Source organism: Chlorobium sp. N1 (assembly GCF_004332115.1).
Taxonomy (GTDB): Bacteria; Bacteroidota; Chlorobiia; order Chlorobiales; family Chlorobiaceae; genus Chlorobium.
In genome coordinates this window covers 79,430-102,478 of the sequence record NZ_SJPA01000006.1, presented here as the reverse complement: position 1 = coordinate 102,478, position 23,049 = coordinate 79,430, and the positions used below count along the sequence as shown (strand labels likewise).

At 62.1% G+C, this 23,049-nt stretch carries 26 protein-coding genes, 1 other RNA gene and 1 pseudogene; 14 read left to right on the top strand and 14 right to left on the bottom strand.

Annotated features, from left to right (window positions below; all coding sequences use genetic code 11):
- Positions 1-11 precede the first annotated feature (11 nt).
- From E0L29_RS08775 to E0L29_RS08765, 3 genes are all read right to left on the bottom strand, one after another.
- Positions 12-401 (bottom strand): metalloregulator ArsR/SmtB family transcription factor, encoded by a 390-nt coding sequence (locus E0L29_RS08775; protein ID WP_131357838.1) that lies wholly within the window; start codon positions 399-401, stop codon positions 12-14.
- A 156-nt stretch (positions 402-557) separates the two neighbouring features.
- A complete protein-coding gene (locus tag E0L29_RS08770; protein WP_131357833.1) occupies positions 558-815 on the bottom strand; it encodes an anti-sigma factor in 258 nt (85 codons plus the stop codon).
- A 35-nt stretch (positions 816-850) separates the two neighbouring features.
- The gene (locus E0L29_RS08765; RefSeq protein WP_131357830.1) at positions 851-1,480 is read right to left on the bottom strand and encodes a sigma-70 family RNA polymerase sigma factor; all 630 of its coding nucleotides are present in this window, start codon (positions 1,478-1,480) and stop codon (positions 851-853) included.
- 129 nt (positions 1,481-1,609) lie between these two features.
- Here E0L29_RS08765 and E0L29_RS08760 point away from each other — a divergent pair, with 129 nt between their 5' ends.
- Positions 1,610-3,133 carry an FAD-dependent oxidoreductase gene (locus E0L29_RS08760; RefSeq protein ID WP_131357827.1) on the top strand — a complete coding sequence of 508 codons (1,524 nt, stop codon included), beginning with the start codon at positions 1,610-1,612 and terminating at the stop codon, positions 3,131-3,133.
- A gap of 7 nt (positions 3,134-3,140) precedes the next feature.
- Here E0L29_RS08760 and E0L29_RS08755 read toward each other — a convergent pair whose 3' ends face one another.
- The 4 genes from E0L29_RS08755 to mfd all read right to left on the bottom strand — a co-directional run bounded on the left by E0L29_RS08755 (position 3,141) and on the right by mfd (position 9,196).
- The gene (locus E0L29_RS08755) at positions 3,141-4,379 is read right to left on the bottom strand and encodes an alanine dehydrogenase (RefSeq protein ID WP_165498864.1); all 1,239 of its coding nucleotides are present in this window, start codon (positions 4,377-4,379) and stop codon (positions 3,141-3,143) included.
- A 26-nt stretch (positions 4,380-4,405) separates the two neighbouring features.
- Positions 4,406-5,086 carry a 2Fe-2S iron-sulfur cluster-binding protein gene (locus E0L29_RS08750; protein WP_131357824.1) on the bottom strand — a complete coding sequence of 227 codons (681 nt, stop codon included), beginning with the start codon at positions 5,084-5,086 and terminating at the stop codon, positions 4,406-4,408.
- Between the two features lie 142 nt (positions 5,087-5,228).
- Positions 5,229-5,810 (bottom strand): 2Fe-2S iron-sulfur cluster-binding protein, encoded by a 582-nt coding sequence (locus tag E0L29_RS08745; protein ID WP_131357821.1) that lies wholly within the window; start codon positions 5,808-5,810, stop codon positions 5,229-5,231.
- An 89-nt stretch (positions 5,811-5,899) separates the two neighbouring features.
- Positions 5,900-9,196, bottom strand: a complete 3,297-nt coding sequence (gene mfd, locus E0L29_RS08740; RefSeq protein ID WP_242664340.1) for a transcription-repair coupling factor — start codon at positions 9,194-9,196, stop codon at positions 5,900-5,902.
- 90 nt (positions 9,197-9,286) lie between these two features.
- On the opposite strand from mfd, the gene E0L29_RS08735 reads away from it, so the two are divergent.
- The 4 genes from E0L29_RS08735 to E0L29_RS08720 all read left to right on the top strand — a co-directional run bounded on the left by E0L29_RS08735 (position 9,287) and on the right by E0L29_RS08720 (position 14,122).
- Positions 9,287-10,252, top strand: coding sequence for an ABC transporter ATP-binding protein (locus E0L29_RS08735; RefSeq protein WP_131357815.1), 966 nt, complete (start codon positions 9,287-9,289; stop codon positions 10,250-10,252).
- 76 nt (positions 10,253-10,328) lie between these two features.
- On the top strand, positions 10,329-11,039 hold the full coding sequence (locus E0L29_RS08730; protein ID WP_131357812.1) for a response regulator transcription factor: 711 nt from the start codon (positions 10,329-10,331) through the stop codon (positions 11,037-11,039).
- Positions 11,029-12,819 (top strand): ATP-binding protein, encoded by a 1,791-nt coding sequence (locus tag E0L29_RS08725; RefSeq protein WP_131357809.1) that lies wholly within the window; start codon positions 11,029-11,031, stop codon positions 12,817-12,819. The genes E0L29_RS08730 and E0L29_RS08725 overlap by 11 nt, the downstream gene beginning before the upstream one ends.
- A gap of 7 nt (positions 12,820-12,826) precedes the next feature.
- Positions 12,827-14,122 carry a mechanosensitive ion channel family protein gene (locus E0L29_RS08720; RefSeq protein WP_347564599.1) on the top strand — a complete coding sequence of 432 codons (1,296 nt, stop codon included), beginning with the start codon at positions 12,827-12,829 and terminating at the stop codon, positions 14,120-14,122.
- On the opposite strand, the gene E0L29_RS08715 is transcribed toward E0L29_RS08720, so the two are convergent.
- Positions 14,114-14,626: an NUDIX hydrolase gene (locus E0L29_RS08715; RefSeq protein ID WP_131357806.1), complete on the bottom strand. Its 513-nt coding sequence runs from the start codon at positions 14,624-14,626 to the stop codon at positions 14,114-14,116. The two genes, E0L29_RS08720 and E0L29_RS08715, sit on opposite strands and share 9 nt — an antisense overlap.
- A 97-nt stretch (positions 14,627-14,723) precedes the next feature.
- Here E0L29_RS08715 and bcp point away from each other — a divergent pair, with 97 nt between their 5' ends.
- The 7 genes from bcp (at position 14,724) to E0L29_RS08680 (ending at position 17,634) form a co-directional block, all read left to right on the top strand.
- Complete coding sequence (bcp, locus tag E0L29_RS08710; protein ID WP_131357803.1) at positions 14,724-15,194, top strand: thioredoxin-dependent thiol peroxidase; 471 nt, start codon at positions 14,724-14,726, stop codon at positions 15,192-15,194.
- A gap of 3 nt (positions 15,195-15,197) precedes the next feature.
- The gene (locus E0L29_RS08705) at positions 15,198-15,767 is read left to right on the top strand and encodes a YqgE/AlgH family protein (protein WP_131357799.1); all 570 of its coding nucleotides are present in this window, start codon (positions 15,198-15,200) and stop codon (positions 15,765-15,767) included.
- 210 nt (positions 15,768-15,977) lie between these two features.
- Positions 15,978-16,379, top strand: a transfer-messenger RNA (tmRNA) gene (gene ssrA, locus E0L29_RS08700).
- A 191-nt stretch (positions 16,380-16,570) separates the two neighbouring features.
- A complete protein-coding gene (locus tag E0L29_RS08695; RefSeq protein ID WP_131357796.1) occupies positions 16,571-16,861 on the top strand; it encodes a nucleotidyltransferase family protein in 291 nt (96 codons plus the stop codon).
- Entirely contained in the window at positions 16,854-17,210 is a 357-nt protein-coding gene (locus E0L29_RS08690) for a DUF86 domain-containing protein (protein WP_131357793.1), read from the top strand. Before E0L29_RS08695 ends, E0L29_RS08690 begins: the two co-directional genes overlap by 8 nt.
- A complete protein-coding gene (locus E0L29_RS11565; RefSeq protein WP_207387767.1) occupies positions 17,194-17,433 on the top strand; it encodes a hypothetical protein in 240 nt (79 codons plus the stop codon). Before E0L29_RS08690 ends, E0L29_RS11565 begins: the two co-directional genes overlap by 17 nt.
- A 69-nt stretch (positions 17,434-17,502) precedes the next feature.
- Positions 17,503-17,634 (top strand): hypothetical protein, encoded by a 132-nt coding sequence (locus E0L29_RS08680; RefSeq protein WP_347564598.1) that lies wholly within the window; start codon positions 17,503-17,505, stop codon positions 17,632-17,634.
- Positions 17,635-17,659: 25 nt separating this feature from the next.
- Here the strand turns inward: E0L29_RS08680 and E0L29_RS08675 are convergent, their stop codons facing one another.
- Together E0L29_RS08675 and E0L29_RS08670 are read right to left on the bottom strand one after the other, a co-directional pair.
- Positions 17,660-18,967 (bottom strand): type II toxin-antitoxin system HipA family toxin, encoded by a 1,308-nt coding sequence (locus E0L29_RS08675; RefSeq protein ID WP_131357790.1) that lies wholly within the window; start codon positions 18,965-18,967, stop codon positions 17,660-17,662.
- Positions 18,964-19,311 carry a helix-turn-helix transcriptional regulator gene (locus E0L29_RS08670; RefSeq protein WP_131357787.1) on the bottom strand — a complete coding sequence of 116 codons (348 nt, stop codon included), beginning with the start codon at positions 19,309-19,311 and terminating at the stop codon, positions 18,964-18,966. Before E0L29_RS08670 ends, E0L29_RS08675 begins: the two co-directional genes overlap by 4 nt.
- Before the next feature lie 190 nt (positions 19,312-19,501).
- Here E0L29_RS08670 and E0L29_RS08665 point away from each other — a divergent pair, with 190 nt between their 5' ends.
- Positions 19,502-20,221, top strand: a complete 720-nt coding sequence (locus E0L29_RS08665) for a SprT family zinc-dependent metalloprotease (RefSeq protein ID WP_131357784.1) — start codon at positions 19,502-19,504, stop codon at positions 20,219-20,221.
- A 7-nt stretch (positions 20,222-20,228) separates the two neighbouring features.
- On the opposite strand, the gene E0L29_RS08660 is transcribed toward E0L29_RS08665, so the two are convergent.
- The gene (locus E0L29_RS08660; RefSeq protein ID WP_131357781.1) at positions 20,229-20,507 is read right to left on the bottom strand and encodes a hypothetical protein; all 279 of its coding nucleotides are present in this window, start codon (positions 20,505-20,507) and stop codon (positions 20,229-20,231) included.
- Positions 20,508-20,662: 155 nt separating this feature from the next.
- Here E0L29_RS08660 and ald point away from each other — a divergent pair, with 155 nt between their 5' ends.
- Positions 20,663-21,766 carry an alanine dehydrogenase gene (gene ald / locus E0L29_RS08655; RefSeq protein WP_131357778.1) on the top strand — a complete coding sequence of 368 codons (1,104 nt, stop codon included), beginning with the start codon at positions 20,663-20,665 and terminating at the stop codon, positions 21,764-21,766.
- A 29-nt stretch (positions 21,767-21,795) separates the two neighbouring features.
- Here the strand turns inward: ald and E0L29_RS08650 are convergent.
- From E0L29_RS08650 to E0L29_RS08640, 3 genes and pseudogenes are all read right to left on the bottom strand, one after another.
- Positions 21,796-22,008 (bottom strand): annotated as a pseudogene (locus tag E0L29_RS08650) (DUF296 domain-containing protein); the annotation flags it as partial.
- A 64-nt stretch (positions 22,009-22,072) separates the two neighbouring features.
- Positions 22,073-22,480, bottom strand: coding sequence for a TspO/MBR family protein (locus E0L29_RS08645; RefSeq protein ID WP_131357775.1), 408 nt, complete (start codon positions 22,478-22,480; stop codon positions 22,073-22,075).
- 107 nt (positions 22,481-22,587) lie between these two features.
- The gene (locus E0L29_RS08640; protein ID WP_131357772.1) at positions 22,588-22,896 is read right to left on the bottom strand and encodes a hypothetical protein; all 309 of its coding nucleotides are present in this window, start codon (positions 22,894-22,896) and stop codon (positions 22,588-22,590) included.
- Positions 22,897-23,049: the final 153 nt, after the last annotated feature.

Sequence of the window (23,049 nt, the reverse complement as noted above, 5' to 3'; positions counted from 1 at the left end):
AGGGAGGGAGCTCAGCCGTTCATGTTGCTGTTGACCTTCTGCACCCAGCTGAGGCGGTCCTGGAGGTTTTCAACGACACTTTTCGAGATCAGGAAGCAGGCGTAGATGATGCTGTCGTCTGCGATGCGGTAGTAGCATTTGAGGCCTTCCTTGCGGCGGTTGACGACGCCGTTGTCGTGCATGAGGGCCAGGTGCTTGGAGATGTTGGCCTGGCTGGCCTGGACGGCGTTGACGATTTCCTGTACCGTGCGTTCGTTTTCACAGAGTACCCGCAGGATCTTGAGCCTCATCGGCTCGGAGAGCAGTTTGAAGCGGTTCGATACCGCTTCAAGCATTTCATCCGGCATGTTGAGGTTCCAGCGTTTTACCTCTTCTTCTGATATGCTGACCGTTTTGCTCATTTCAGGGCTGTTGTTGCGCGGCCCGTCTCCGGGCGCTGACTGTCTAGAGTGGTGCGGTTTCCCTTGTGCGGGTTTGCTTAGCTTATATAGCTATTAATTCATACAATTCAAACCAAAAAGGGATTTCGCTTCCTGCACGCTCGCCCTTCGGGGGGATCATTCGGATATCAGCGTTTTCTTTTCCTTCTTATCCATGGTGAAGGAGAGGTCCATGATGGAGTCGATGAGGGACTGGGGGGCCTTGAACCGGACGATCTTTTCCTTGACGATCATTTTTGTCTTTTTCGCCTCCTCGAACTCCCTTCTGCAGTCGCTGCAGTCGGCGAGGTGGAGGCGAAGCCCCTCTTCCTCCTTACCCGTGAGCTCTCCGTCAACTGCGGCGCTCATCAGTACGCGGGCTGTTTTACAATTCATAGATGGTTGGGTTGTGTCTGTATGGGTGTTGTGCGCTATCTGGCGGTATCGGTGTTGAAGCCGAACTTTTTCGCATACCCCTCGAGCTGCTCACGCAGCAGCTTGCGGCCGCGGTAGAGTCTGGAGCGGACTGTGCCGATGGGGCTTTCGACCATGTTGGCTATTTCTTCGTAGGTGAACCCTTCGATGTCGCAGAGCTGAATGACCTCCCGGAACTCTTCGGGGAGCGACTGCAGGGCCGTATAGACCTCTTCATGCAGCAGGGTGTGGAAATAGTCGGTTTCCGTTTCGCTCGAATCCCTGCGGGTATCCTTGATGGTATGGTAAAAATCCTTTATCAGGTCGTAATCAACTTTTCCGGGCTCCCTAGAATTCTTGCGGAAACGGTTGATGTAGTTGTTTTTCAGGATTTTGAACAGCCATGCCTTGCAGTTTGTTCCCCGCTCGAACGAGCTGAAGAATTTATAGGCCTTGAGGTAGGTTTCCTGTACCAGGTCGTTGGCGTCGTCGGGGTTCATCGTCAGGTGCAGCGCGTAGTTGTAGAGCGCGTTGAGGTGGACGACGGCCTCCTGCTGGAATTCCGACTGTTTTTTCTGTTCTTCGGGGCTGAGTGCGTTTTTTTTCTGTTCGGGGGAGCTTTTGCGGATCTGCTCTGTTCTGCTCATGTGGGTTCGGTCTTCCTGGTTCAGAAATCGTTTCTGGGAATCTGCAATTTGCTCTCAATGGTTAAAATAAATAAAATTAAATGATTTGTTTTCAGCCAGGTCCCCTGTCCACCCTTAAACTTACCCCCCATGAATGATTGCGATGCGGCTTTCGACGTCCTCGTCATCGGTGCCGGCATCGGCGGACTGACCGCCGCCGCCCTGCTCCAGGAAAGGGGGTTCAGGGTTCTCTGCCTCGAGCAGAGCCGCCACCCCGGCGGCAGCTGCTCGTCGTTCCGGCGGGAGGGCTACACATTCGACGCCGGTGCCTCGGTGTTCTACGGGTTCGCCGAAAACGGCCGGAGCGGTACGCTCAACCTCCATACGAGGGTGTTCCGCCGGCTCGGCGTGGAGGTTCCCTCGGTGCCCGATCTCGTGCAGATCCACTACCACCTGCCCGGTGGGCTCGACATCCGCGCGCATTTCCACCGGGATCGATTCCTCGGGGAGCTCACCGAGGCGTTTCCGCACGAGGCGGAGGGGATCGGCCGGTTCTACCGTGAGCTCGAGTCGGTCTACGACATCCTCAGCGCCCTGCCGGCCGGTTCTCTCGAAGATCCCCGGCACCTCCTTTCCGTCGGGGCCTCGCATCCGCTGAAGACCGGGGCGCTGGCCCTGAAGACCCTCCGCTCGATGGGCCGGGCCGCCCGCCGCCATGTCAGCGATCCGGAGCTGCTGCGCTTTTTCGATATCGAGGCCTACGCCTGGGCCCTGCAGGACGCCACGGCGACCCCGCTCGTCAACGCCGGAATCTGCCTTGCCGACCGCCACCACGGCGGGATCAACTACCCGCTTGGAGGATCGGGCTCGATCCCCGAAGCCCTCGTCGAAGGGTTCGGGAAGTTCGGAGGCCGGATCCGTTACGGGGCGAGGGTCGAGCGGATCCTCACCGAAGGTGGCCGGGCCGTCGGGGTACGCCTTGCCGACGGCTCGGAGCTCTGCGCCCGGGCGGTGATCTCCAATGCCACCATATGGGACACCTTCAACAGCCTCCTCGACGATTCCCGCCTGAGGGTGGAGGAGAGTCGCTTCATCGAGGCTCCGAGCTGGTTCCAGCTCTATCTCGGCGTCGAAGGCCGCTGCGTGCCGGAGGGGACGGAGGTCCACCACGTGCAGGTCGACGGGTGGGAGGGGTACCAGCGCCCCGGCGGGACGCTCTACTGTTCGGTCCCGAGCCTGCTCGACCCGTCGCTCGCTCCCGAAGGGCATCATGTGGTGCATGCGTTCGTCACCGACCGTGCGGAGCGCTGGAAGGGGCTCGAGCGGGGAAGCGAAGGGTACCGCCGGCGCAAGCAGGAGATGGCCTCGGAGCTCGTCGCGCGCCTGGAGAGGCTCATGCCCGGCATCGGCGGGGCGGTGAAGGTGAAGGTCTCGGCTTCTCCCTTGACCCACGAGCGGTGGCTCGCCCGTCGGCACGGCTCCTACGGACCGCTCCTGAAACCCGGCCGGAACATTCTTCTGAAGCCGCAGAACCGGACGCCGGTGAAGAGCCTTTTCGCCGTCGGGGACAGCACCTTCCCGGGCCAGGGGGTGATTGCCGTGACCTATTCCGGGGTGTCGTGCGCCTCGCTCGTCGCCTCACGGCTCGGACGGCCGCTCCGGCCCCTCGAGTAGCTTCTTCTCAGGAGGGCATGGCCCTGCCGGAGGAGGCCAGCAGCATGTCGATTTCGCGGTAGGGGAAGGGGGTGAGCCCCTCGAGGATCCTGCGCGTGACGTATCCCCTGTAGATATAGGTGCCTTTGCGGAGGCTGTGGCTCTTCCAGAGGATGTCGGAGACGGTTTCGTGCTCCGTCATCTTGAGCAGGAACGGCAGGAGCGTGTTGGTCAGGGCGAAGGATGCCGTCTTTGCGACGGCGGAGGGGATGTTCGGCACGCAGTAGTGGGTCACGCCGTGCTTGACGTAGATGGGGTTGGTGTGCGAGGTGTGCCGGCTCGTGGCGAAGCAGGCTCCCTGGTCGATAGAGACGTCGACGATGACCGATCCCGGCTTCATCGTCTTCACCACGGCCTCGCTGACCGGCGGGGTCTGCACCTTCTGCTTGGGGCTGAGCGCCCCGATCATCACGTCCGAGGTCCGGGCCAGTTCGGCTATGTAGTGGTCGTTGGCGATCGCCGTGACCAGATGGCGGTTGAAGAAGGCCTCGAACCGCCTCAGGCGGTTGATCTCCTTGTCGATCACCGTGACCTGCGCGCCGAGGCCGAGCGCGTCCTGCGCGGCGAAGAGCCCGACCGTGCCGGCTCCGATGATGGTGATGTGGGCAGGAGGTACGCCGGCGATGCCTCCGAGGAGGATGCCGCTGCCGCCGTAGCCGCTTTCGAGATACTTGGCCGCGGTCTGCACGGCCAGCGATCCGGCGATCTCCGAGAGGGTCCGCACGATCGGAAGCTCCCCGTCGCGGGTCTCGATGAACTCGAAGGCCAGCGCCGTGACGTTTTTCTCTATGAGGGTCTTCAGGAGGTTCTCCGAGAGGGTGCCGAGGTGGAGGGCGGAGATGAGCATCTGGCCCGGCATGAAGAGCGGCAGCTCTTCGGGGCGTGGAGGCGCGACCTTCACGATGAGGTTCGAATCCCGCCAGAGCTCCTCCGCACTCTCTGCGATCGCGGCTCCGGCCTCGCTGTAGTCACGGTCGGTGAAGTTGCAGTACTTTCCCGCACCCGTCTCCACGATTACCCTGACGCCCTGTTCCGTGAGAATCTGTACGCCGGCCGGAGAGATGGCCACCCGTCGTTCGTCCTGGGTCCGCTCCCTCGGGATGCCCATGACGATGTTCATCGTTTTCTCAGGCTTCAGGAGCCAGCGTTCGAGGGTCTTGACGCCGAGTTCGTACTCGATGCCGCCCATGTCGGAGGTGTAGCCCATCTCTAGCAGGGGATGGCGGGCGCCGTTCAGCGCCCGGAGATTGTTACCGTATGGACCGTGGCCTCTTCCCGGGGAGTGTGGCTCCGGCAGGTGCCGCCGGGAAGGTGCAGCGAGCCGCCGGTCACGCTGCAGAGCGTGTCGGAGGCCATGTCGTAGAGACCCTTCACTCCGCCCGCCGCCATCGAGATCGGGAGCTGCACGAAGGAGAAGGTCTCCATGAAGCTTGACGAAGCGAAGAGCGATGCGTAGCCGAGGCCGTTGCCGATCTTTCGGAGCGATTCGGCCGGGCTGAGCTCTCCCTTCCTGACCCTGTCGACGGCCGAGGAGGCGCAGGAGGGCAGCTGGTGGAGGACGTTGTAGCCGATGGTCTGGGCGTAGGTGATGAAGCCCGGGACGTTGAGGCCGAGCACGATGCGTCGGAGGTTCTCGGCGCGGGTGAGGACCCGTACGGTGCCTTCGCCGGTGATGACCGTCTGGCATGCGAGCCTTCCGCCCTCTGCAAGGAGCTTGTCGGAAATGCAGGCTTTCTCAACCTCGCTCAGGGGCGAGAGGTGCTCCATGCCTTCCTGCACATAGACGAAGCAGGACTGGCATATGCCGTTGCCTCCGCAGATGTAGCCGATGTGGCTTTTGTTGTGCTGGGCGACGCTGAGGAGGAGATCCCCCGTTTCGGCCTGGCAGGCCCTGTCGTTCACGTAGATGTTCATGGCTGCTTCCTGTGTTTGTCGGTTCCGGATCCGTTCCTTTCTCGAGGCTTCACTTCATGGGGGCGTCAGGGAAAATATAATCAATTTCACCGCACGCCCCACCGGCGGAGATTTTCCTTCTTCTGCCGGCATGCCGCTTTCTTCAGGCTGCCGAGCGCGTATCCTCTTTCGTCCGGCTGCCGCGTTCCTCTCTGGCGCAGTCTTCAGCGCACCCTTTCCCGTCGCTCCCTGCTCCGAAGAGCATGTGCCCGGCCAGCTCAATGGCTCCCGCCACCGCTCCGGCCATGTCCTGGAGGATGGCGATCGGGTTGAAGTGTCCTTCGATGGTGCGGCCGATCTGCATGGCGATGGTCGCCGGCAGGGCGACGAGGGCCTCCCAGCCCATCTTGGCCGAGTAGGCCGGAAGCTGCAGCGGATCGGATGCGGCCATTCTCCGTACCTCTTCAACGGCGGAGAGCAGGCGGATGGTGCCGGGTTTTTCGATGGTGGCCAGGCAGGCCATCCTGGTCCCCTCCTCAAGCAGACGCGCCGAAAGCATCGCTTTTTCCGGCTCCCCCGGAGCAGAGAGCAGCTCGGCGCCCTCGAGGACGGTGACGTAGCAGGTCTGGCAAGCTGCGTTGCCGCCGCAGAAGTAGCCGATGTGCGCGTGTCCGCGGCGTGCGACATCTATCAGGCGTTCGCCCTGTTCAGCTTCGTGTTCGCGGTCGTTTATGATGATTTTCATGGGGTATATGGTCTATTGTTCATGCAGTATGATCCAATAGAGACCCTAACCCGCCGCCGGCCGCAAAAAGTTGCGCGGCGGCGGCCCGATCAGTTCGATGCGGCGCTCTCTTTTTCTGCAGCGCTTTCGAGTTCTTGTAGAAGCCCTGTGTATCGGCGCAGCAGCGCCGGGGGCGCCGTGTCGGCTCCTGCCGGGTGGTGGAGGACGAGCTTCATCTTCTTCTCGAAGCTGAACGCCGGTGCATAGGGTTCGAGTACGGGCTCCTGCACGGCGGTGAAGAGGTGCTGCAGGAACGCCCTTCCCGCCAGTGGGCCCTCCTCCTTCGCTTCGGGGAGGAAGAGCGTTGCGGTTTTCGGCTGCAGGTCGATCTTTTCGAGCCCGAGCGGCGAGGCTGTGAGCTTGAGCTTCGTGAGGAGCAGGAGGGTCTGGACCTCTTCGGGCATGGGGCCGAACCGGTCGCGGAGCTCCCGGCCGATGGCGTCGACCTCCGCGGCGCCCGATGCCCGGGAGATCTTTTCGTAGAACATGAAGCGCTCGTGCGTGGCCGCAAGGTAGTGTTCGGGAATGAGCGCGTCGAACGAGAAGGCCATGTCGGTCGGCTTTTCCGGGAGGGCGGGCCGTGTCTCGCCGGTGAAGAGGTGGCTGAAGTCGCCCGACTTGAGTTCGGCGACCGTCTCTTCGAGCATCTTCTGGTAGAGGTCGAAGCCGAGGTCGTGGATGTAGCCGGACTGTTCGGCTCCGAGCAGGTTGCCTGCGCCGCGGATGTCGAGGTCGCGCAGGGCGATGGAGAAGCCCGATCCCAGCTCGGTGAAGCTTTCGATGACGGCCAGGCGCTGGACGGCCTCGCGCTTGAGGGTGTGCAGGGGAGGGGTGACCAGGTAGCAGTGCGCCTTGCGGTCGCTGCGCCCGACCCTTCCGCGGAGCTGGTAGAGGTCGGAGAGCCCGAACATGTCGGCGCGGTTGATGATGATGGTATTGGCGTTGGAGATGTCGATGCCGGAGCCGATGATGGTGGTCGAAATCAGCACATCCGCCTCACCCTGCATGACGTCCATCATGATCTTCTCGAGCTCGCGCGCCGGCATCTGGCCGTGCGCGAAGACGATGCGGGCCCGGGGGACCAGGCTGCGCAGCCGCTGCTGCATCTCCTCGAGGCCGCCGACCCGGTTGTGGAGGAAGAAGACCTGCCCGTCCCGAGAGATCTCGCGTTCGATGGCCGAGCGTATCAGCTCCTCGTCGAAGTCGGTGATGACGGTCTCGACCGGCTGGCGGTTCTTCGGAGGGGTGGAGACGATGGAGAGGTCGCGTGCGCCGAGCATGGAGAACTGCAGGGTCCTCGGGATGGGGGTGGCCGACATGGTGAGGGTGTCGACGCCGGGGAACTGTTCGCGCAGCTTCTCCTTGACCTCCACGCCGAAGTGCTGTTCCTCGTCGATGACGAGCAGGCCGAGATCGCGGAAGCGGACGTCCTTCGAGACGAGCCGGTGCGTGCCGATGACGATGTCGACCTTGCCCTCGCCGATCCGCTCGATGGCCTCCTTCTGTTCGGCCCTCGAAACGAAACGGCTGAGGATGACGATCGAGATGGGGAAGTTCTCGAAGCGTTTCCGGAAGGTCTCGAGGTGCTGGTGGGCGAGGATGGTCGTCGGGGTGAGCACGGCCACCTGCTTTTTGGATTCGACCGCCTTGAAGGCAGCCCGCATGGCGATCTCCGTCTTGCCGAACCCGGCGTCGCCGCAGATGAGCCGGTCCATCGGATGGGGGGCCTGCATGTCCTTCTTCACCTCTCCGATCGTCTTGAGCTGGTCGGGGGTCTCCTCGAAGATGAAGGAGGACTCGAACTCGCGCATGAAGATGGAGTCCTCGCCGAAGGCGAAGCCCGGCTGCATCTTGCGCTGGGCGTAGAGTTTGATGAGGTTGATGGCGATGTCGCGGATCTTCGAGCGGACCTTCTCCTTCTTGGCCGCCCATTTCGGGCTGCCGAGCTTGGAGAGGATCGGTTTCGAGCCTTCGGACGCTGCGTACTTGGAGAGCAGGTTGATGTTCTGGACGTTGACGAAGAGCTGGTCGCCACCCTCGTATTCCACCAGCACGCACTCCTGCTCGGAACCTCCTGCCGTGATGCTCTCCATCGAGCGGAAGATGCCCACCCCGTAGTCCTCGTGCACGACATGGTCGCCGACCTTCAGCTTCTGCAGGTCTTTCAGCGAGATTCCCCTGAGCTTGCGTTTCCTGCGCGCCCTGCGTGAGTGGAGCTTGCCGAAGATGTCGGCTTCGGTATAGAGGTCGATCTTTCCGAAGCGGAACCCGCTGTGGAGGTTGGCCGGCACCCATGCGATCTCCCGGAGGGTCTCTTCTCCGGCTTCAGCGGCTTCTTCGGTGAGGAAGTCGGCGAGCTCGCGGACCTCGCGTTCGGACGATGCGGCGAAGACGATCGTGCGTTCTGTTCCTTCGCGGCTGAGCCTCGTGGCGAACATGCGGAAGTTCGCGTTGATCTTCATCTGTTCGCTGGAGCCGAAGTCGACGGCGTCCTCCGCGGCAGGCCCCGTTTCGATGCGGGTGAAGCGCCGGAGAGCGTTTTCGAGCTGTTCCCCGTCCTCTTCGGCGAGGAGTTCCGAAGGGCTGTCGACGATGACGAGTGTTGCGGGGGGGAGGTAGTCGAGCATGGTCGCGCCGGCACCTTCCCCGCCGTCTGCGAGGTCCGCCGACAGTTCGGCCGAGGCGAGCGACCGGCCGGAGAGCTGGCTGTTGATGTCGAAGCTGCGCAGGGAGGTGACGGTGTCGCCGAAGAACTCGATGCGCACCGGCTCCTGCGTGCCGTAGGGGAAGACGTCGACGATGGAGCCGCGCACGGAGTACTCTCCCTCATCTTCGACGAACTCGCGGTGTTCGAAGCGGTTCTCCTCGAGGAACCCTTTCAGGGCCTCATAGCCGGCGTCCCGGTCCTTTTCAATCGCGAACACCCTTCCGGCGGCCTCTTCCGGCCGGCAGAGCGGGGTGCGCAGGTCGTCGAAGGAGGAGAGGATAAGCGGCCGGCCGCCGTTGCGCAGCGCGGCGATGGCCGCCGGCAGGCCGTCGGCGGTGCTGCAGGCCGGAGCGCCGGGCGCGAGGGCCGTGAGGTCGTGGTCGTAGAGATCGAAGGACTGGGCGCCGGCAAGCACCAGCACCGGAGCCTCGCACGCTTCGTGCAGGGCTGCGGCCAGAACGGGCCCGAGCGAGCTGCGGATGCCCGATGCCTTTACCGAATTTTTCTTCCCTCCGGCATGGGAGAGGGCCTTCAGGAGCAGGGCGAACGGTTCGGAACCGCTGACGGCTTCGGTGAGGAAGCGGGTTTTTTTTCTGACAAGCAGGGAGCTCGGGGGGGCTTGGCCCGTAATTGTTTTCATATGATGCAGACAAACCATATTTTCATCCATGATCCGCACCGGACAGGCCGTGGTGGTGCGCAACCGAGAGGGCGGGAAAGACTCCTATATATGGAAAAAATTCTGGAACTGAAAAACCTCAGGACCCACTACGCGACCGAGCGGGGCACGGCCCGTGCGGTCGACGGGGTGAGCTTCTCGATCGCCCGGAACCGCACGCTCGGTGTGGTCGGCGAGTCCGGCAGCGGCAAGTCGGTGACCGCACTCTCGATCATGCGCCTCATCCCTTCGCCTCCCGGTTTTTTCGCCGGAGGCGAGATCCTCTGGAAGGGCCGCGACCTGCTCCGGCTCCCGGAAGAGGAGATGCGCCGGGTCCGCGGCAACGAGATCGCCATGATCTTCCAGGAGCCCATGAGCTCCCTCAACCCCGTTTTCACCTGCGGACGGCAGATCACCGAGCAGATCCTCATCCACCGGGACATCCCGGCGGCTGAGGCCAGGGAGCGGGCCATCGAGCTCCTGCGCCAGGTCGGCATCGCCGATCCCGCACGTCGCTTTTCGGCCTGGCCGCACGAACTCTCCGGCGGCATGCGCCAGCGCGTGATGATCGCCATGGCGCTCTCCTGCAGCCCGTCGCTCCTCATCGCCGACGAGCCGACGACGGCCCTCGACGTCACCGTGCAGGCGCAGATACTCGACCTCATCGCCCGGCTGCAGGCCGATACCGGCATGAGCGTCATGCTCATCACCCACGATTTCGGTGTCGTTGCCGAACTCTGCGAGGATGTGCTGGTGATGTACGGCTCGAGGGTGGTGGAGAAGGGGCCGGTGAGGGAGATCTTCTCGAACCCGCTGCACCCCTACACCCGGGGGCTCCTCAAGTCCATCCCGAGGATCGGTTCGAAGGAGGAGCGGCTGCACGTGATCGAAGGGAGCGTGCCGAGCGCGGTCGACGTCCCGCCCGGCTGCCGCTTCGCGCCGCGCTGCCCGATGGCCGACGAGCGATGCCGCAGGGAGCTGCCGGAGCTCGTCTCATACGCTCCCGGCCACGAGACCGCCTGCTGGAAGGCCGGCTGAGGTCCATGGGCCGGGGTGGCGGGATAACGGAGGAATATGTGTACATTGGACTGCGAACCTAATCATCCCCCCTCTTATGCCTGATCCGCTGATTCTCGTTGTGGAGGACGACCGCAACCTGGCCAAACTGGTTGGATACAACCTGGAAAAGGCCGGATATAAATGCCAGTATTCTGAAAACGGCGAAGACGCCTTCGAGCAGCTCTCGCAGCGCAGCTTCGATCTCATCCTGCTCGATATCATGCTGCCGGGCATCGACGGCTTCGACGTCTGCCGCAAGATCCGACAGCACCAGATCTACAAGGACATCCCCATCATCATGCTGACGGCAAAGGGCGAGGAGATCGACAAGATCCTCGGCTTCGAGCTCGGCATCGACGACTACGTGGTCAAGCCATTCAGCCCGAGGGAGCTGACGCTGCGCGTCAGGGCGGTGCTGAAACGCGACCGGCGCCAGGGCGGCGTTTCCCGCGACGCGCTGCGTTCCGGCACGCTCGATGTCGATGTCTCGCGCCACGCCGTCACCCTCGACGGCCGCGAGCTGGTGCTGACCCTGATGGAGTTCAAGCTCCTCGTCGCGCTCCTCAAGCGCAAGGGGCAGGCGCAGTCGCGCGAGATGCTGCTCAGCGATGTCTGGGACGTCGACCGCAGCATCAACACCCGCACCATCGACACCCATGTCACCAGGCTCCGTGAGAAGCTCGGGGTGACGGGCGCCAGGATCAAGACGGTCCGGGGGCTCGGCTACAAGTTCGAAGAAGACGGGGACGGGGCGGATGCAGGCTAGGGTTTCCTTCCGGCTCGGTGCCGTTTTCGGCCTGATCGTCTTCATCTCCGTCATCATCAGCTACCTTGCGCTCGGCAGGCAGCTTCGCGAGGTGCTCTATGCAAGCATCGGCGCCGAGCTGCGCCGGGAGCTCGCGCTGAACCGCGAGATGCTCGACGATGCCTCCCTGCGTGCCCGGGTGGAGGCCGATCCCGATCTTTGGGCCGACCGGACCGGTGCCATTCTCGATCTTCGGGTTACCCTCATTTCCGTCGACGGCCGGGTCATCGGCGACTCCTACATCGACCGCGACAAGCTTTCGCGGATCCAAAACCACGCCGATCGGCCCGAGGTGCAGGGGGCGCTCTCATCGAGTTTCGGCGAGCATGCCCGGTACAGCAGCACCATCAAGGAGCAGATGCTCTATATGGCAGTTCCCGTCGGTTCTCCCCGCCCGTTCGCGGTGCTGCGTTTCGCCAAGCCGCTCTACGATATCCGGGCCTTCGAGGCGGGCATCAAGAAGGAGATGGAGCGCGGACTCTTTTTCGCCCTGCTCTTTTCGCTCGGCGTCGTGGTGCTGACCGCGTTCTTCATCGCCCGTCCGCTGCGCCGTATCGCCGAGATGGCCGAGCGGCGGATGCACGGGGACTTTTCCGGCTCCATCCCGGCGCATCGGCGCGACGAGATCGGCATGCTTGCCCGTGCCTGCAACTTCATGTCGGAAGAGGTCCGCAAGATGCGCCGGAGCGAGGAGTGGTACCGTGCGGTGTTCTCCGGAATCCGCGAGGCCATCGTGGTGACCGACGCCGCCGGCGACATCATCCTGCTCAATCCCGCAGCCTCGCGCATGTTCCGCCTCAGTGGAGCGATGTTCCAGTCCCGGCCGCTTTCGATGCTCGAGGACCCCGGCCTGCGGGGGATGATGGAGCGGGTGCACCGCGAGCGCACGGCCGTGGTGAAGTCGGAGATGGTGGTGACGACCGTCAAGGGAGAGCGGACCATGCAGGTCAGCTCCATGCCGGTCATCCGGGATGGCGGGTTCGACGGTTCCGTTTTCGTGCTCAACGACATCACCCGCCTGCGCAACCTCGAGCGGATCCGGCGCGACTTCGTCTCCAGCGTCTCGCATGAACTGCGCACCCCGCTCACCAGCATCAGGGGATACGCCGAAACGTTGCTCGACGGAGCCCTCGGCGATCCGGAGAACGCGCAGGCTTTCCTTCGCATCATCCTGCAGGAGAGCGAGCAGCTCACCGCGCTCGTCAACGACGTGCTCGATCTCTCCAGGATCGAGTCCGGCCGCATCGAGTACAGCTTCGCTCCGGTCGACCTCGGCCGGGTCGTCGGCCAGTCCATGGAGGTGCTCGGGCCTGCGATCGCCAAAAAAGCGGTGAAGCTCGACGTCAGCATCCCGCCGGGCCTTCCCCTCATCCACGCCGACGAGGCCTATCTCGGCATCGTCGTGCGCAACCTGCTCGACAACGCCGTGAAGTATGTCGACGCCGGCTCCGGCAGGATCCGGTTCAGCGCGTTCCGTACCGGTGATTCGGTGCAGTTCGATGTGGAGGACAACGGATGCGGCATTCCGCAGCAGGATCTCGGCAGGATCTTCGAGCGCTTCTACCGCGTCGACAAGGCCCGTTCCCGCGAGCTCGGCGGCACCGGCCTCGGCCTTTCGATCGTCAAGCACATCGTCCTGGCCCACCGGGGCGACATCAGGGTCCGCTCGCGGCTCAACCGCGGTACGACCTTCAGCGTGACGCTTCCGATGGCCACCGATTTTTCAAACGGGAAAACATGATTGACATATGATGCAGCCGATTTTCGACTTCTTCTCCTCCTACGGCATGGCCTCCGACATGGCCACACTGCTCTCCACCCTCACGGCATCGCTGCTGGCGGTCATATTCATCGCGGCCGTCGAGCTTGTCTTCAAGCGGGTGCTGCTTGAGACGATCAACCGTCTGGCCGCAAGGACGGTGACGACGTTCGACGATATCCTGGTCCGCCGCAAGGTGTTTTCCGGGCTCGCCCGCCTCCTGCCGCCGATCCTGGTGCACCTTCTCTCCGACCCTGTGCTCCATTACTATCCCGAACTGGTCTCCATCGTCAAGGACGTCGCCGTGCTCTACCTGACGTTCGCTGTCGTGCTGGTGGTCTTCGCCTCGCTCGACGCCCTGCAGGATTTTCTCGCAACCAGGCCATCGGCCGTGCGCCTTCCGGTGAAGAGTTTCATGCAGGTGCTCAAGGCCCTGGCCGTTTCGGTGGCGCTCGTCGTAATGGTCTCGAAACTGATGGGCAAGTCTCCGGTGGTCTTCCTCAGCGGACTCGGTGCGTTCACGGCGGTCCTCCTGCTGGTCTTCAAGGATTCGATCCTCGGGCTGGTGGCCGGCGTGCAGCTCTCGGCCAACAACCTCGTGCGGGTGGGGGACTGGATCGAGATGCCGCAGTACGGGGCAGACGGCGACATCATCGATATTTCGCTCGTGACGGTCTCGGTGCAGAACTGGGACAAGACCATCAGCACCATTCCGGCCTATTCGCTGATCTCCCAGGGCTTCAAGAACTGGCGCGGCATGAGCGAAGGGGGAGGGCGGCGCATCAAGCGTTCCGTGAACATCGACATGAACAGTGTCCGGTTCCTCGACGAGGAGCTGCTCGGGAGGCTTCGTGAGGTCCGGCTCCTTAAGGGGTACCTCGAGGAGAAGGAGCGGGAGCTCAGCGAGTGGAACGCGAAGTTCTCGGACGGCAACGTCTCGCCGGTCAACGCGCGCCGCCTTACCAACTTCGGCACCTTCCGGGCCTATCTTGCGGCCTACCTGAAAAACCATCCCAAGGTCAACACCTCGATGACGCTCATCATCCGACACCTCCAGCCGACGGCCGAGGGCATTCCGCTGGAGATCTATGTCTTCTCGAGGGAGAAAGAGTGGGCTGTTTACGAGGGGGTGCAGGCGGACGTCATGGACCATGTGCTGGCCGTCCTGCCTTCGTTCGGGCTGCGGGTTTTCCAGAATCCGGGCGGGTTCGATCTCGAGCGGGCCGGGCTGAGTCTCGGCGAGGCGCTCTCTTCCCGTCAGGAAAGCGGCCGGGCCTCAGCCTGAGGCCGACTCGCTCGCGCGGCGGTGCTCGTCGATGATCTGGCGGTGCAGCGGGATGCGCACTTCCGGCATGGCGTCCGGGGGGTAGAATCCCGCCTCGAACACTTCGTGGTTGATCCTGATGTTTTCGTGCGAGGCCGTAACGGCGTAGGCGACGGCGAGCAGTGAGCCGTACATGGTGCTTTCACGGTGGTAGACGCCGATGATGCGTTCCACGCGGCCCTCGATCGAAGTTTCCTCCATCAGTTCCCTGAGGCACCCCTCCTCGGGCAGCTCCCCCGACTCCAGGAACCCTCCCGGCAGCGCCCACTCGTTCAGGGCGGGTTCGTGCGCGCGTCGGATGAGCAGGATTTCGCCCTTGGGGTTCACGGTGCAGGCTATGGCCACCGGCAGCGGGTTGCGGTAGTGCACCCAGCCGCATTCGGGGCAGAGCATGCGCTCCCGGCCTTCGAGCAGTGCGGGGTTGAGGCCTTTTCCGCAGAGCGGGCAGTAGGTAAAGGGTTTCATAAGGATCTCCGGGTGTTCGGCGGGGAAACTTTTTGCGCCCCGGCCGTATTCTTACCAGTATAAATCATACAACCGCAAACATCAATAGTACAGCACTATGGCACTGCTTGAACCGGGCATGCCGGCCCCCCCTCTACACGGAAGGGACCAGGACGGCAAAGAGGTATCTCTCGAAGAGTACCGCGGAAGGAAGGTACTTATTTATTTTTATCCCAAAGACGATACGCCCGGCTGCACGGCCGAAGCTTGCGCATTTCGCGATAATTTGCCTAACTTTAACAGTGTCGGGGTGGATGTCCTGGGCGTGAGCGTGGATTCCGAGGCCCGGCACCGCAAGTTCGCCGACAAGTACCAGCTTCCCTTCCGCCTCCTTGCCGACACGGAAAAGTCGGTGGTTGAGGCTTACGGCGTCTGGGGCCCGAAGAAGTTCATGGGGCGTGAGTACATGGGGACCTCGAGGGTCTCCTACCTTGTCGACGAAGAGGGAAAGATCGAGAATGTATGGCCGAAGGTCAAGGCTGCGGATCATCCGCGCCAGGTCCTCGAATGGCTTGAATCCAAACAGTGATGGATGGGTGTTTTCAACGAATATGAGCGGCTCTCGGCAGGCAAGCTGCTGATCGCCTCGGCAAATCTTCTTGAATCGAATTTCAAGCGGACGGTGCTCATGATGTGCGAGCACAACGAAGAGGGTTCGCTCGGATTCATACTCAACCGCCCGATGGAGTTCCAGGTCCGCGAGGCCGTCACCGGCTTCGAGGAGGTGGAGGAGCCGCTGCATATGGGCGGGCCGGTGCAGTCCGATACGGTGCATTTCCTGCACCTGCGCGGCGACCTGCTCGACGGCTCGGAGGAGATCCTTCCCGGGCTTTTCTGGGGCGGAGACCGCGAGGAGCTCAGCTACCTGCTCAACACCGGCGTCATCAAGCCTTCCGAGATCCGCTTCTTCCTCGGCTACGCCGGCTGGAGCGCCGGACAGCTCGAGGCCGAGTTCGAGGAGGGCTCCTGGTACATGGCGGACGCCACCCCGGAAATGGTTTTCAGCGGGGAGTACGAGCGGATGTGGAGCCGCACGGTGCGCTCGAAAGGCGGGGAGTATCAGCTGATCGCCAACTCGCCCGAGCTGCCCGGGCTCAACTGAGCGGATCGGGCTCCTGAGGCATCACCCTCCGAAGAATACGAGCAGCACGATCAGCAGCAGCCAGGAGATGACCCCCCATAAGATGATCTTCTTTCCGTCGAGTTTTTTCAGGTCGGGGAATTGCATGGGGCTTTTCGGCGTTGTTTTGGTAGTGTATGCTGAAAAGTATATATACTATTGCCATACGGCAAGACGTTCTTTGATTTTACTGGGGATGACAGGCTTTCGACAGGGCAGGTGTAAGGTAAAGTTGCACTCCGAGTTTCAGCATGGATGGACTCGTTAAAGAAGTCTATGCAACCAATAGATGCAGACGATTATTCGTATGCAATGGCTGCCTGATTAGCAAAAGTTAATTAATCAGCCATCGTCCGGCGGCGGAGGCGCTTACTCTGAAACCGCAGGATGGCATAACCCGCGCTTGAGCTTCAGCTCGCGCAAGTAAGCCCCGTCTGTTTTCGCCCGAAGGGGCAGACGGGTACTAATTCGGGCTAGCGGAACGGCCTTTGCCGGTGCAGTTCCGGCCCGCGAAACTCCGAGCACCGGAGATGAGTGTGGTGGCTTTATCGAGCAATGTTCTGGACCCGGGTTCGACTCCCGGCATCTCCACAATCGACGGATCCAGAGACGTCTGGAAACGTCCGAAGAGCCCTGTCAACGCAGGGCTTTTTTGTTGGCTCGCTCCGGCGTGTGGCAAATGTTTTATATTTCCCATAGTTTCAAACATCGGGCGGCCGCGCCCAATGGTTTCGGTTGCTGTGCGCCCGAACCCTAAAACGAATCAGAAGGATGGAGGCGTAGTGATGAACAGGCAGCGAGCCCTGCAACTACTGGCCCATAGCAAGCCCGAGCTCCAGGCCCTTTTCGGCGTGACGCGTCTGGCTCTGTTCGGTTCCACCGCCCGTGACACGGCGAGCAGCGGAAGCGATGTCGATGTGCTGGTGGCGTTTGACGGACCGGCCACCTCCAAGCGATATTTCGGCGTGCAGTTCTATCTGGAAGACCTTCTGGGTTGTCCGGTCGATCTGGTCACAGAAAAGGCCTTGCGCCCTCAGTTGCGCTCCTCTATTGAACAGGAGCGGGTCGATGTCTGATGCCGGGCGGCGGGAATGGCGCTTCTACGTCGACGACATGATCGACTTCGCCGGAAAGGTGCTCGCCTATACCGACAGCCTCGATCAGGCGGGATTCGTGGCCAGCGGTCTCACCTACGATGCCACACTGCGGAACCTGGAGCTGATCGGCGAAGCCGCAACCCGTATTCCGGATGACGTTCGTCACACTCATCCCGAAATCCCCTGGCGGATGGTTATCGCCACCCGAAACCGCCTTATTCACGGCTATCTCGGCATCGACGACGACACCTTGTGGAGCATCATCTGCGATGACGTGCCCGAACTGCTGCGGCTGCTCAGTGCGCTGAAAGATGAGGAACGGCTATGAAGACTTCATTCTGAACTATTCAGTCAGCAGTCGAAATCAATTCCCGCATCCACACCGACGCCATCAAGACGAATGCCTGGCCAACCTCGAAAGTCTGAACGCCCATTTCGTTCACCAGGGACTGCCGCAGGCCGAGCGGCTGAAAATCCTGAACCAGACCGCCATTCAGCAGATGAAACGCCTGCTTGCCGACAGAAACGTCAAGCAGTTGGAGGACAAATAGCCATGCTGCAATACAACCCCGAACTCAACAGCGAGATTGACCAATTCTGGTACAGCGTATGTTGATGCTATGAAGGAACCCATTCCCTATACACTGAAGGTCAGCCGGCGGGCACGCAGCGCCCGGCTTCGGATGATGCCGCATGACGGGCTCGTGGTGGTGATTCCCGTCGGGTTCGACCGGCGCCCTCTTCCGGTATAAACTGTGCCGCCCTTCAGGAGGCCCGTCATCGAAACGGTTCCAGCCGGAGTGCGGCGGCGATCTTTCCTTGCTGGCGGGGGTCGACTCCCGACTCTTCTGCATACTCATTCCATTTTCCGACGACGGCACGGACCTCTTCGATGATGGTTTCCGCTCGTCCGCGCTTCATGGACGCGCTTTTGGCGCATGTCCTGAAATCTTCAAGCATGAATCCGCTCCGTTTGCCGTTGAGCGTCATTTGATGGGTGGCGGTCCATGCTCCCCCCGGCTGGTAACTGTAGGTGAGGTCAAACGCAGGGGCAAGCGACCAGTTGCCCGAACGGTCCATGAGAAAGGCGATGTTCTTGACATGGTCGTCCTGGTTGCGGGCCACAATGTTGAACACCATTCGCCTGAACTGCTCCTCGACGGCCGCCATCGGCAGCCCGAGCCGCCGGATGACCTGCAGCGCCTGTTCGTAGCCGTAAGCCCCGGCCTGGTTGAAGTCGTAATGGACCATGGCGGAGAGCGACTGCATGTGCAGTTTCGAGCCGTCTTCCAGCCGGTCGAAGCGCCTGGTCATGAAGTGTCGGCGACCGTTTTCCTCAAACAGGCGGCACGGAGTCATGGTGATGCCCGAATCCTGCGCCATGCGGTGATATGCGTGCTCGATTGCGCCATAGCCTTTCGGGTCTTCCAGCTCCTTGTCCCTGTTACCGCTTACTCCGTCGAACTTGAGCAGCCAGTATTCGAACCCCTTTCCGGCTTTTATCTGGCCCGAACGGACCTCGTTGGTTTCCGGGTTCCAGGCAATCACAGCCTTTGCCCTGGCTCCGCCAGCCGACGTCCCGACCCTGAGGATGTCCCTGAGTGCGGTCTCGCTGCCTTCGTCATGGAACCATGCCTGCAGGTCGTTTCTGTGGGTAAGGACCTCCGAGGCCAGTTCGACCAGTCCTTCGATTTCGACCGGGGCCGACTGCGGGCTTCCCAGTCGGACAGCCGGCGCGTACTCCAGGGCCCCCATTCCCCGGGCTCCCGTATAGCAGAGCCGTTCAACTGCATTCATGGAGCCGGGCGTTCGTCCGGAGCGCGCAAGCCATGCGTCGATCAGTGCATTGCCGAACCGGTCCGGCAGAGAGTCCGCCAGAAGGCCCGGAAGTCCGTGGAATGTTTCACGGCGCAGATCGGGAAACGTGTAGATGCGGCCGGACAGCGGCATTGAGATCGGGGCGATTTCGATGCCGCTTTCCGCGAAGTCCCGCTCGTACTCGAATGTGGCGGCCGGGGCGTCGCTGGCGATCGATACCGCTCCGATCCTGCGACCCCAGAGGTTTACCGTTGCAGTCGTGCTCATGACTCGTCACCCCATGTCCAGTTTTTTCTGTTTTCGGGGGTTTTCCTGCTTCGTGTCCGCTTTCGAGCTTTCCCTTCGAGTTTTACGAGATCCATCGGGCGCGGCCTTCTTTCTGGCACCAGTGCCTCCAGCCGTTCCAGGATGCCAAGGGTCCTCATGACCCTGATCATGGACGATATCTGTGTCGTGGCCCCCGATTCGATGCGCTCTACGGTCCGCTTCGATATGCCTGCCTGTTCGGCGAGTGTTTCCTGGCTGAGCTGAAGCTCCAGCCGCCGCCCGGCCAGCCGTCCGCCCAGTTCCCCGAGGATCGCCTCGTCGGTCAGCGTTCCTTCGATTTTCATCGATGCCTCTGTTTTTAACGCATTTATAAGTCGCAATATCTGACGATATATACATAAATATAGTCTTTATTCGCCATATTTGGCGAATAAAGATGCTTTGATGGGGCGCGGTGCTTCCCGTGATGGCTCCGAGCGTATCTATTCCTGTGTGCCGCTATTATTTTTCTCTGCCAGGGCGTATGTTGAGCCTATGAAGACTTCCATACCCTATACGCTGAAGGTCAGCCGCCGGGCACGCAGCGCCCGGCTCAGGATGATGCCGCACGAGGGACTCGTGGTGGTGATTCCCGTCGGGTTCGACCGGCGCGAGGTTCCCGCCCTCGTCGAACGCCACCGGGAGTGGGTGGAGCGGACGGCGGCGCGGCTCGAGCAGCACCGACGGCCTGAAGAGCCCCTGCTCGAGGGCGGCCTTCCCGGACTGCTGCGCTTCGGCCTCACGGGGGAGGAGTGGAGCCTTTCCTATGACGGGAGCCGGCGACGTCCGCTCGAGGACATCTGCTCGGCTCCCTTCGGCCTGGTGCTTCCCGTCGATCCTTCGGACGGCGAGGCAGCAATGGCGGTACTCCATCTCTGGCTGAAAAAGAGAGCCCGCCAGATCCTCTTCCCGATGCTCGGGGAGGCGGCCCGGCAGATGGGCTTCAGTTTCGTCTCCTCATCCGTGCGCCTCCAGCACTCCCGGTGGGGGAGCTGTTCCTCGAAGGGCCGCATCACGCTGAACATCAAGCTGCTCTTCCTCCCTCCGGAGCTCGTTCGATACATCATCGTGCACGAGCTCTGCCACACCGTGCACATGAACCACTCGAAAGCGTTCTGGTCGCTTGTCGCCCGTCACGAGCCCGAGTACGCGCGGCTCGACCGTGAGATGCGCCATGCGTGGAGATTCGTGCCGGCGTGGGTTGCGGCCTCATAGGCTTTTTTCAGGTGCGGTAACGTTTTTTTGCCAGGTCTCCGATTCCTGCAAAAAAGATGGCGCCGAGCGTTGTGAGGACGCCCCAGAACGCCGGGATCAGGACCGTAGCCGCGGCCGCCAGCGCTCCGTGCATGAAGGCGGATGCGGCGATTGCCGCAAGCCAGAGGAGTGCGGATGCGGCGAGCGCCGGTGTCCTGAAGCTCTTTTTTATCGCAGGGATCGAAACGGCCAAAAGAGCCAGGAAGAGAGCCGGCCACCACGATCCTTCAAGCATGAATGCAGGCATGGTCTTGTGTTTTCTGTTGCGGTTATGATGCCCTCCAGGGGGCGTTGTATCCAGGGTGTCGTTCCCGCCGAATCGGGTGTTGTTCGCCTCCGAAGCGTATATTGTGTTGTGGCGCCGAGAGCGAGCGCCTCTTCAATCCTCAACATCCAGTCATCATGAACATCGGCATCCCTCTCGAGATCAAGACGGGTGAAACCCGCGTCTCCTGCACACCTGCCGGGGTGCGCCATCTTGTCGCCGGCGGGCACCGGGTGGTGGTGCAGTCGGGGGCCGGCGCGTCGAGCGGCTTTTCCGATGACAAGTACCGCCGGGCCGGAGCCATGGTCACCGGTTCGGCCGACAAGGCCTGGCGCTGCGACCTGGTCGTCAAGGTCAAGGAGCCGCTCGAGGAGGAGTACCGCCATTTCCGCAAGGGGCTCGTGCTCTTCACCTACCTGCACCTGGCCGGCAACCCCGGACTGGCCTCGAAGCTGCTCGAAACGGAGGTCACCGCCATCGCCTACGAGACGGTGGAGGAGAACGGCCGCCTGCCGCTTCTCTCGCCGATGAGCGAGATTGCCGGGAAGATGAGCGTGCTCATGGGCGCCTACTTCCAGAGCAGCCGCTTCGGCGGCGGGGGCAAGCTGCTCGGCGGCGTGCCGGGCGTGCTTCCGGCCAGCGTCGTGGTGCTCGGCGGCGGATCTGCCGGCATGCATGCCGCCAAGGTGGCCGCCGGCCTCGGGGCCTCGGTAACCCTTCTCGAGCTCGGCCAGGAACGGATGCGCATGCTCGAGTCCTCCCTTCCCGCCCAGGTCCGTACCCTCTATTCGACCGCCCAGCATGTCGAGGAGCAGCTCGCCACGGCCGATCTCGTCATCGGGGCCGTGCTGGTGCCGGGTGCGGCGGCCCCGAAGCTGGTCACCCGCCCGATGCTCCGCCACATGAAGAAGGGGGCGGTGCTCGTCGACATCGCCATCGACCAGGGCGGTTGCTTCGAGAGCTCCCGTCCCACCACCCATGAGGATCCCGTCTTCGTTGAGGAGGGGGTGCTCCACTACTGCGTGACGAACATGCCTGCAGCCTACCCCGAGACCTCGACCGAGGCGCTGACGGGGGTGAGCCTGCCCTATGTCCGCCGGATGGCCGATCTCGGCCTGGAGAGCGCGATGGTCATGATGCCGGGTCTGGTAGGCGGTCTCAATACCTGGCAGGGCCGGCTGACCAACAGGGCGGTTGCCGAGTCGCTCTCTCTTCCGTTCGAGGAGAACCCGTTCGCCTGAAGCCTGCCTTTCAGGGTTCGAGCAGCTCGAAGCTCGAGCGTCATCGGCTTCGGCGGGCTCACCCGGCTCTCCTCCGGGCCGACGACGAGGCGGCTGCCTTTGTCGGCCGCTCCGACGGCAATCAGCGAGGCCCTCGCGATGCCGTGCTCTTCAGCGAAGGCTTCGATCTGTTCATGGAGGATATCGCCGTCTTCGAGGCGGATGACGAAGATTCTGCCGGTCCGGGCTTCGGAGTATTTCATTCGGGCGTGTCGTATGGTTCGGGGGTTCCTTTCCCCCCAAATCTAGCAAACCCCCCGGCGATCTTCAAGTGTCGGCTTCCGGCGTGTTCCGGTTGAGCCGGTAGATTCCCAGGTTGAGGTAGGTCGCGAAGAGCCCCCAGCCGAGATAGGGCAGGAGCAGCAGGGCCGCCGTGGTGCTGGCCTTCAGGAAGAGCGTGATCACGGCGATGAGGGTGAGGTCGAGAACGACGATGTCGGCGAGCGCCCAGAGGATGCGCTTGCGGCCGAAGAAGATCGAGGTCCAGCTGAACCCGGCCGTGAAGTGGACGAGGAGCAGGATGCAGGTCAGCGCGAAATGCGGCTTCAGGGGGGTGCTGAAGTAGATGGCGAGGGAGGTGAAGATAAGCAGGTAGAGGGCCCCCCAGACGGGCCCGAACACCTTCTTCGGCGGGGTGAGCGGAGGTTTTGCGAGGCTGTCGTACCAGGTCTGCATGGTTTCGGGGGACGGGGTTGGCGGTTCTCTTTTCCACAGGTCTGAACCCCGGATCCGGGGCTGATGGTTCCCCGGCCCTGGGTGTGCTGTCCTGTACCCTGGAGGGCTTAGTGGTCGAAAAACTCGATCTGCACGCTTTCGCCCTCCTGTTCCATGAGCCGGTAGGCCCCTTTCCGGGTGATGGCGATGCCTTTGCGGTCTGCGGCGGGGATGATGCTCTGTTCGATGTTTTCTGCGGTTTTCCTGGGGCACTCCCGGTTGAAGTAGAGGGAGACGGAGGGGCCCGTTTTGCCGAACTGGAGCAGGAAGTCGTTGTCGTTGATGAAGACGAGGTCGTCGTAAGCGTACGTCACTTCGTGGCCGAGCTCTTCGAGGAGCTGCATGACGGGGCCGAGCGGGCGGTAAGGGATGTCCATGGTTCGTATGCTCCTGTGTTTGATGTTGTATTGTTTCGGTTGGATCAGTATTCCTTTTTAATAATTTAAGTCAAAGGCTTATAGTTCCGAAATAAATAAAAAAAGACCGCTGTTGTCGCGGTCTTTTTCTGTTGCGGTTTCTGCCGGTTCCGT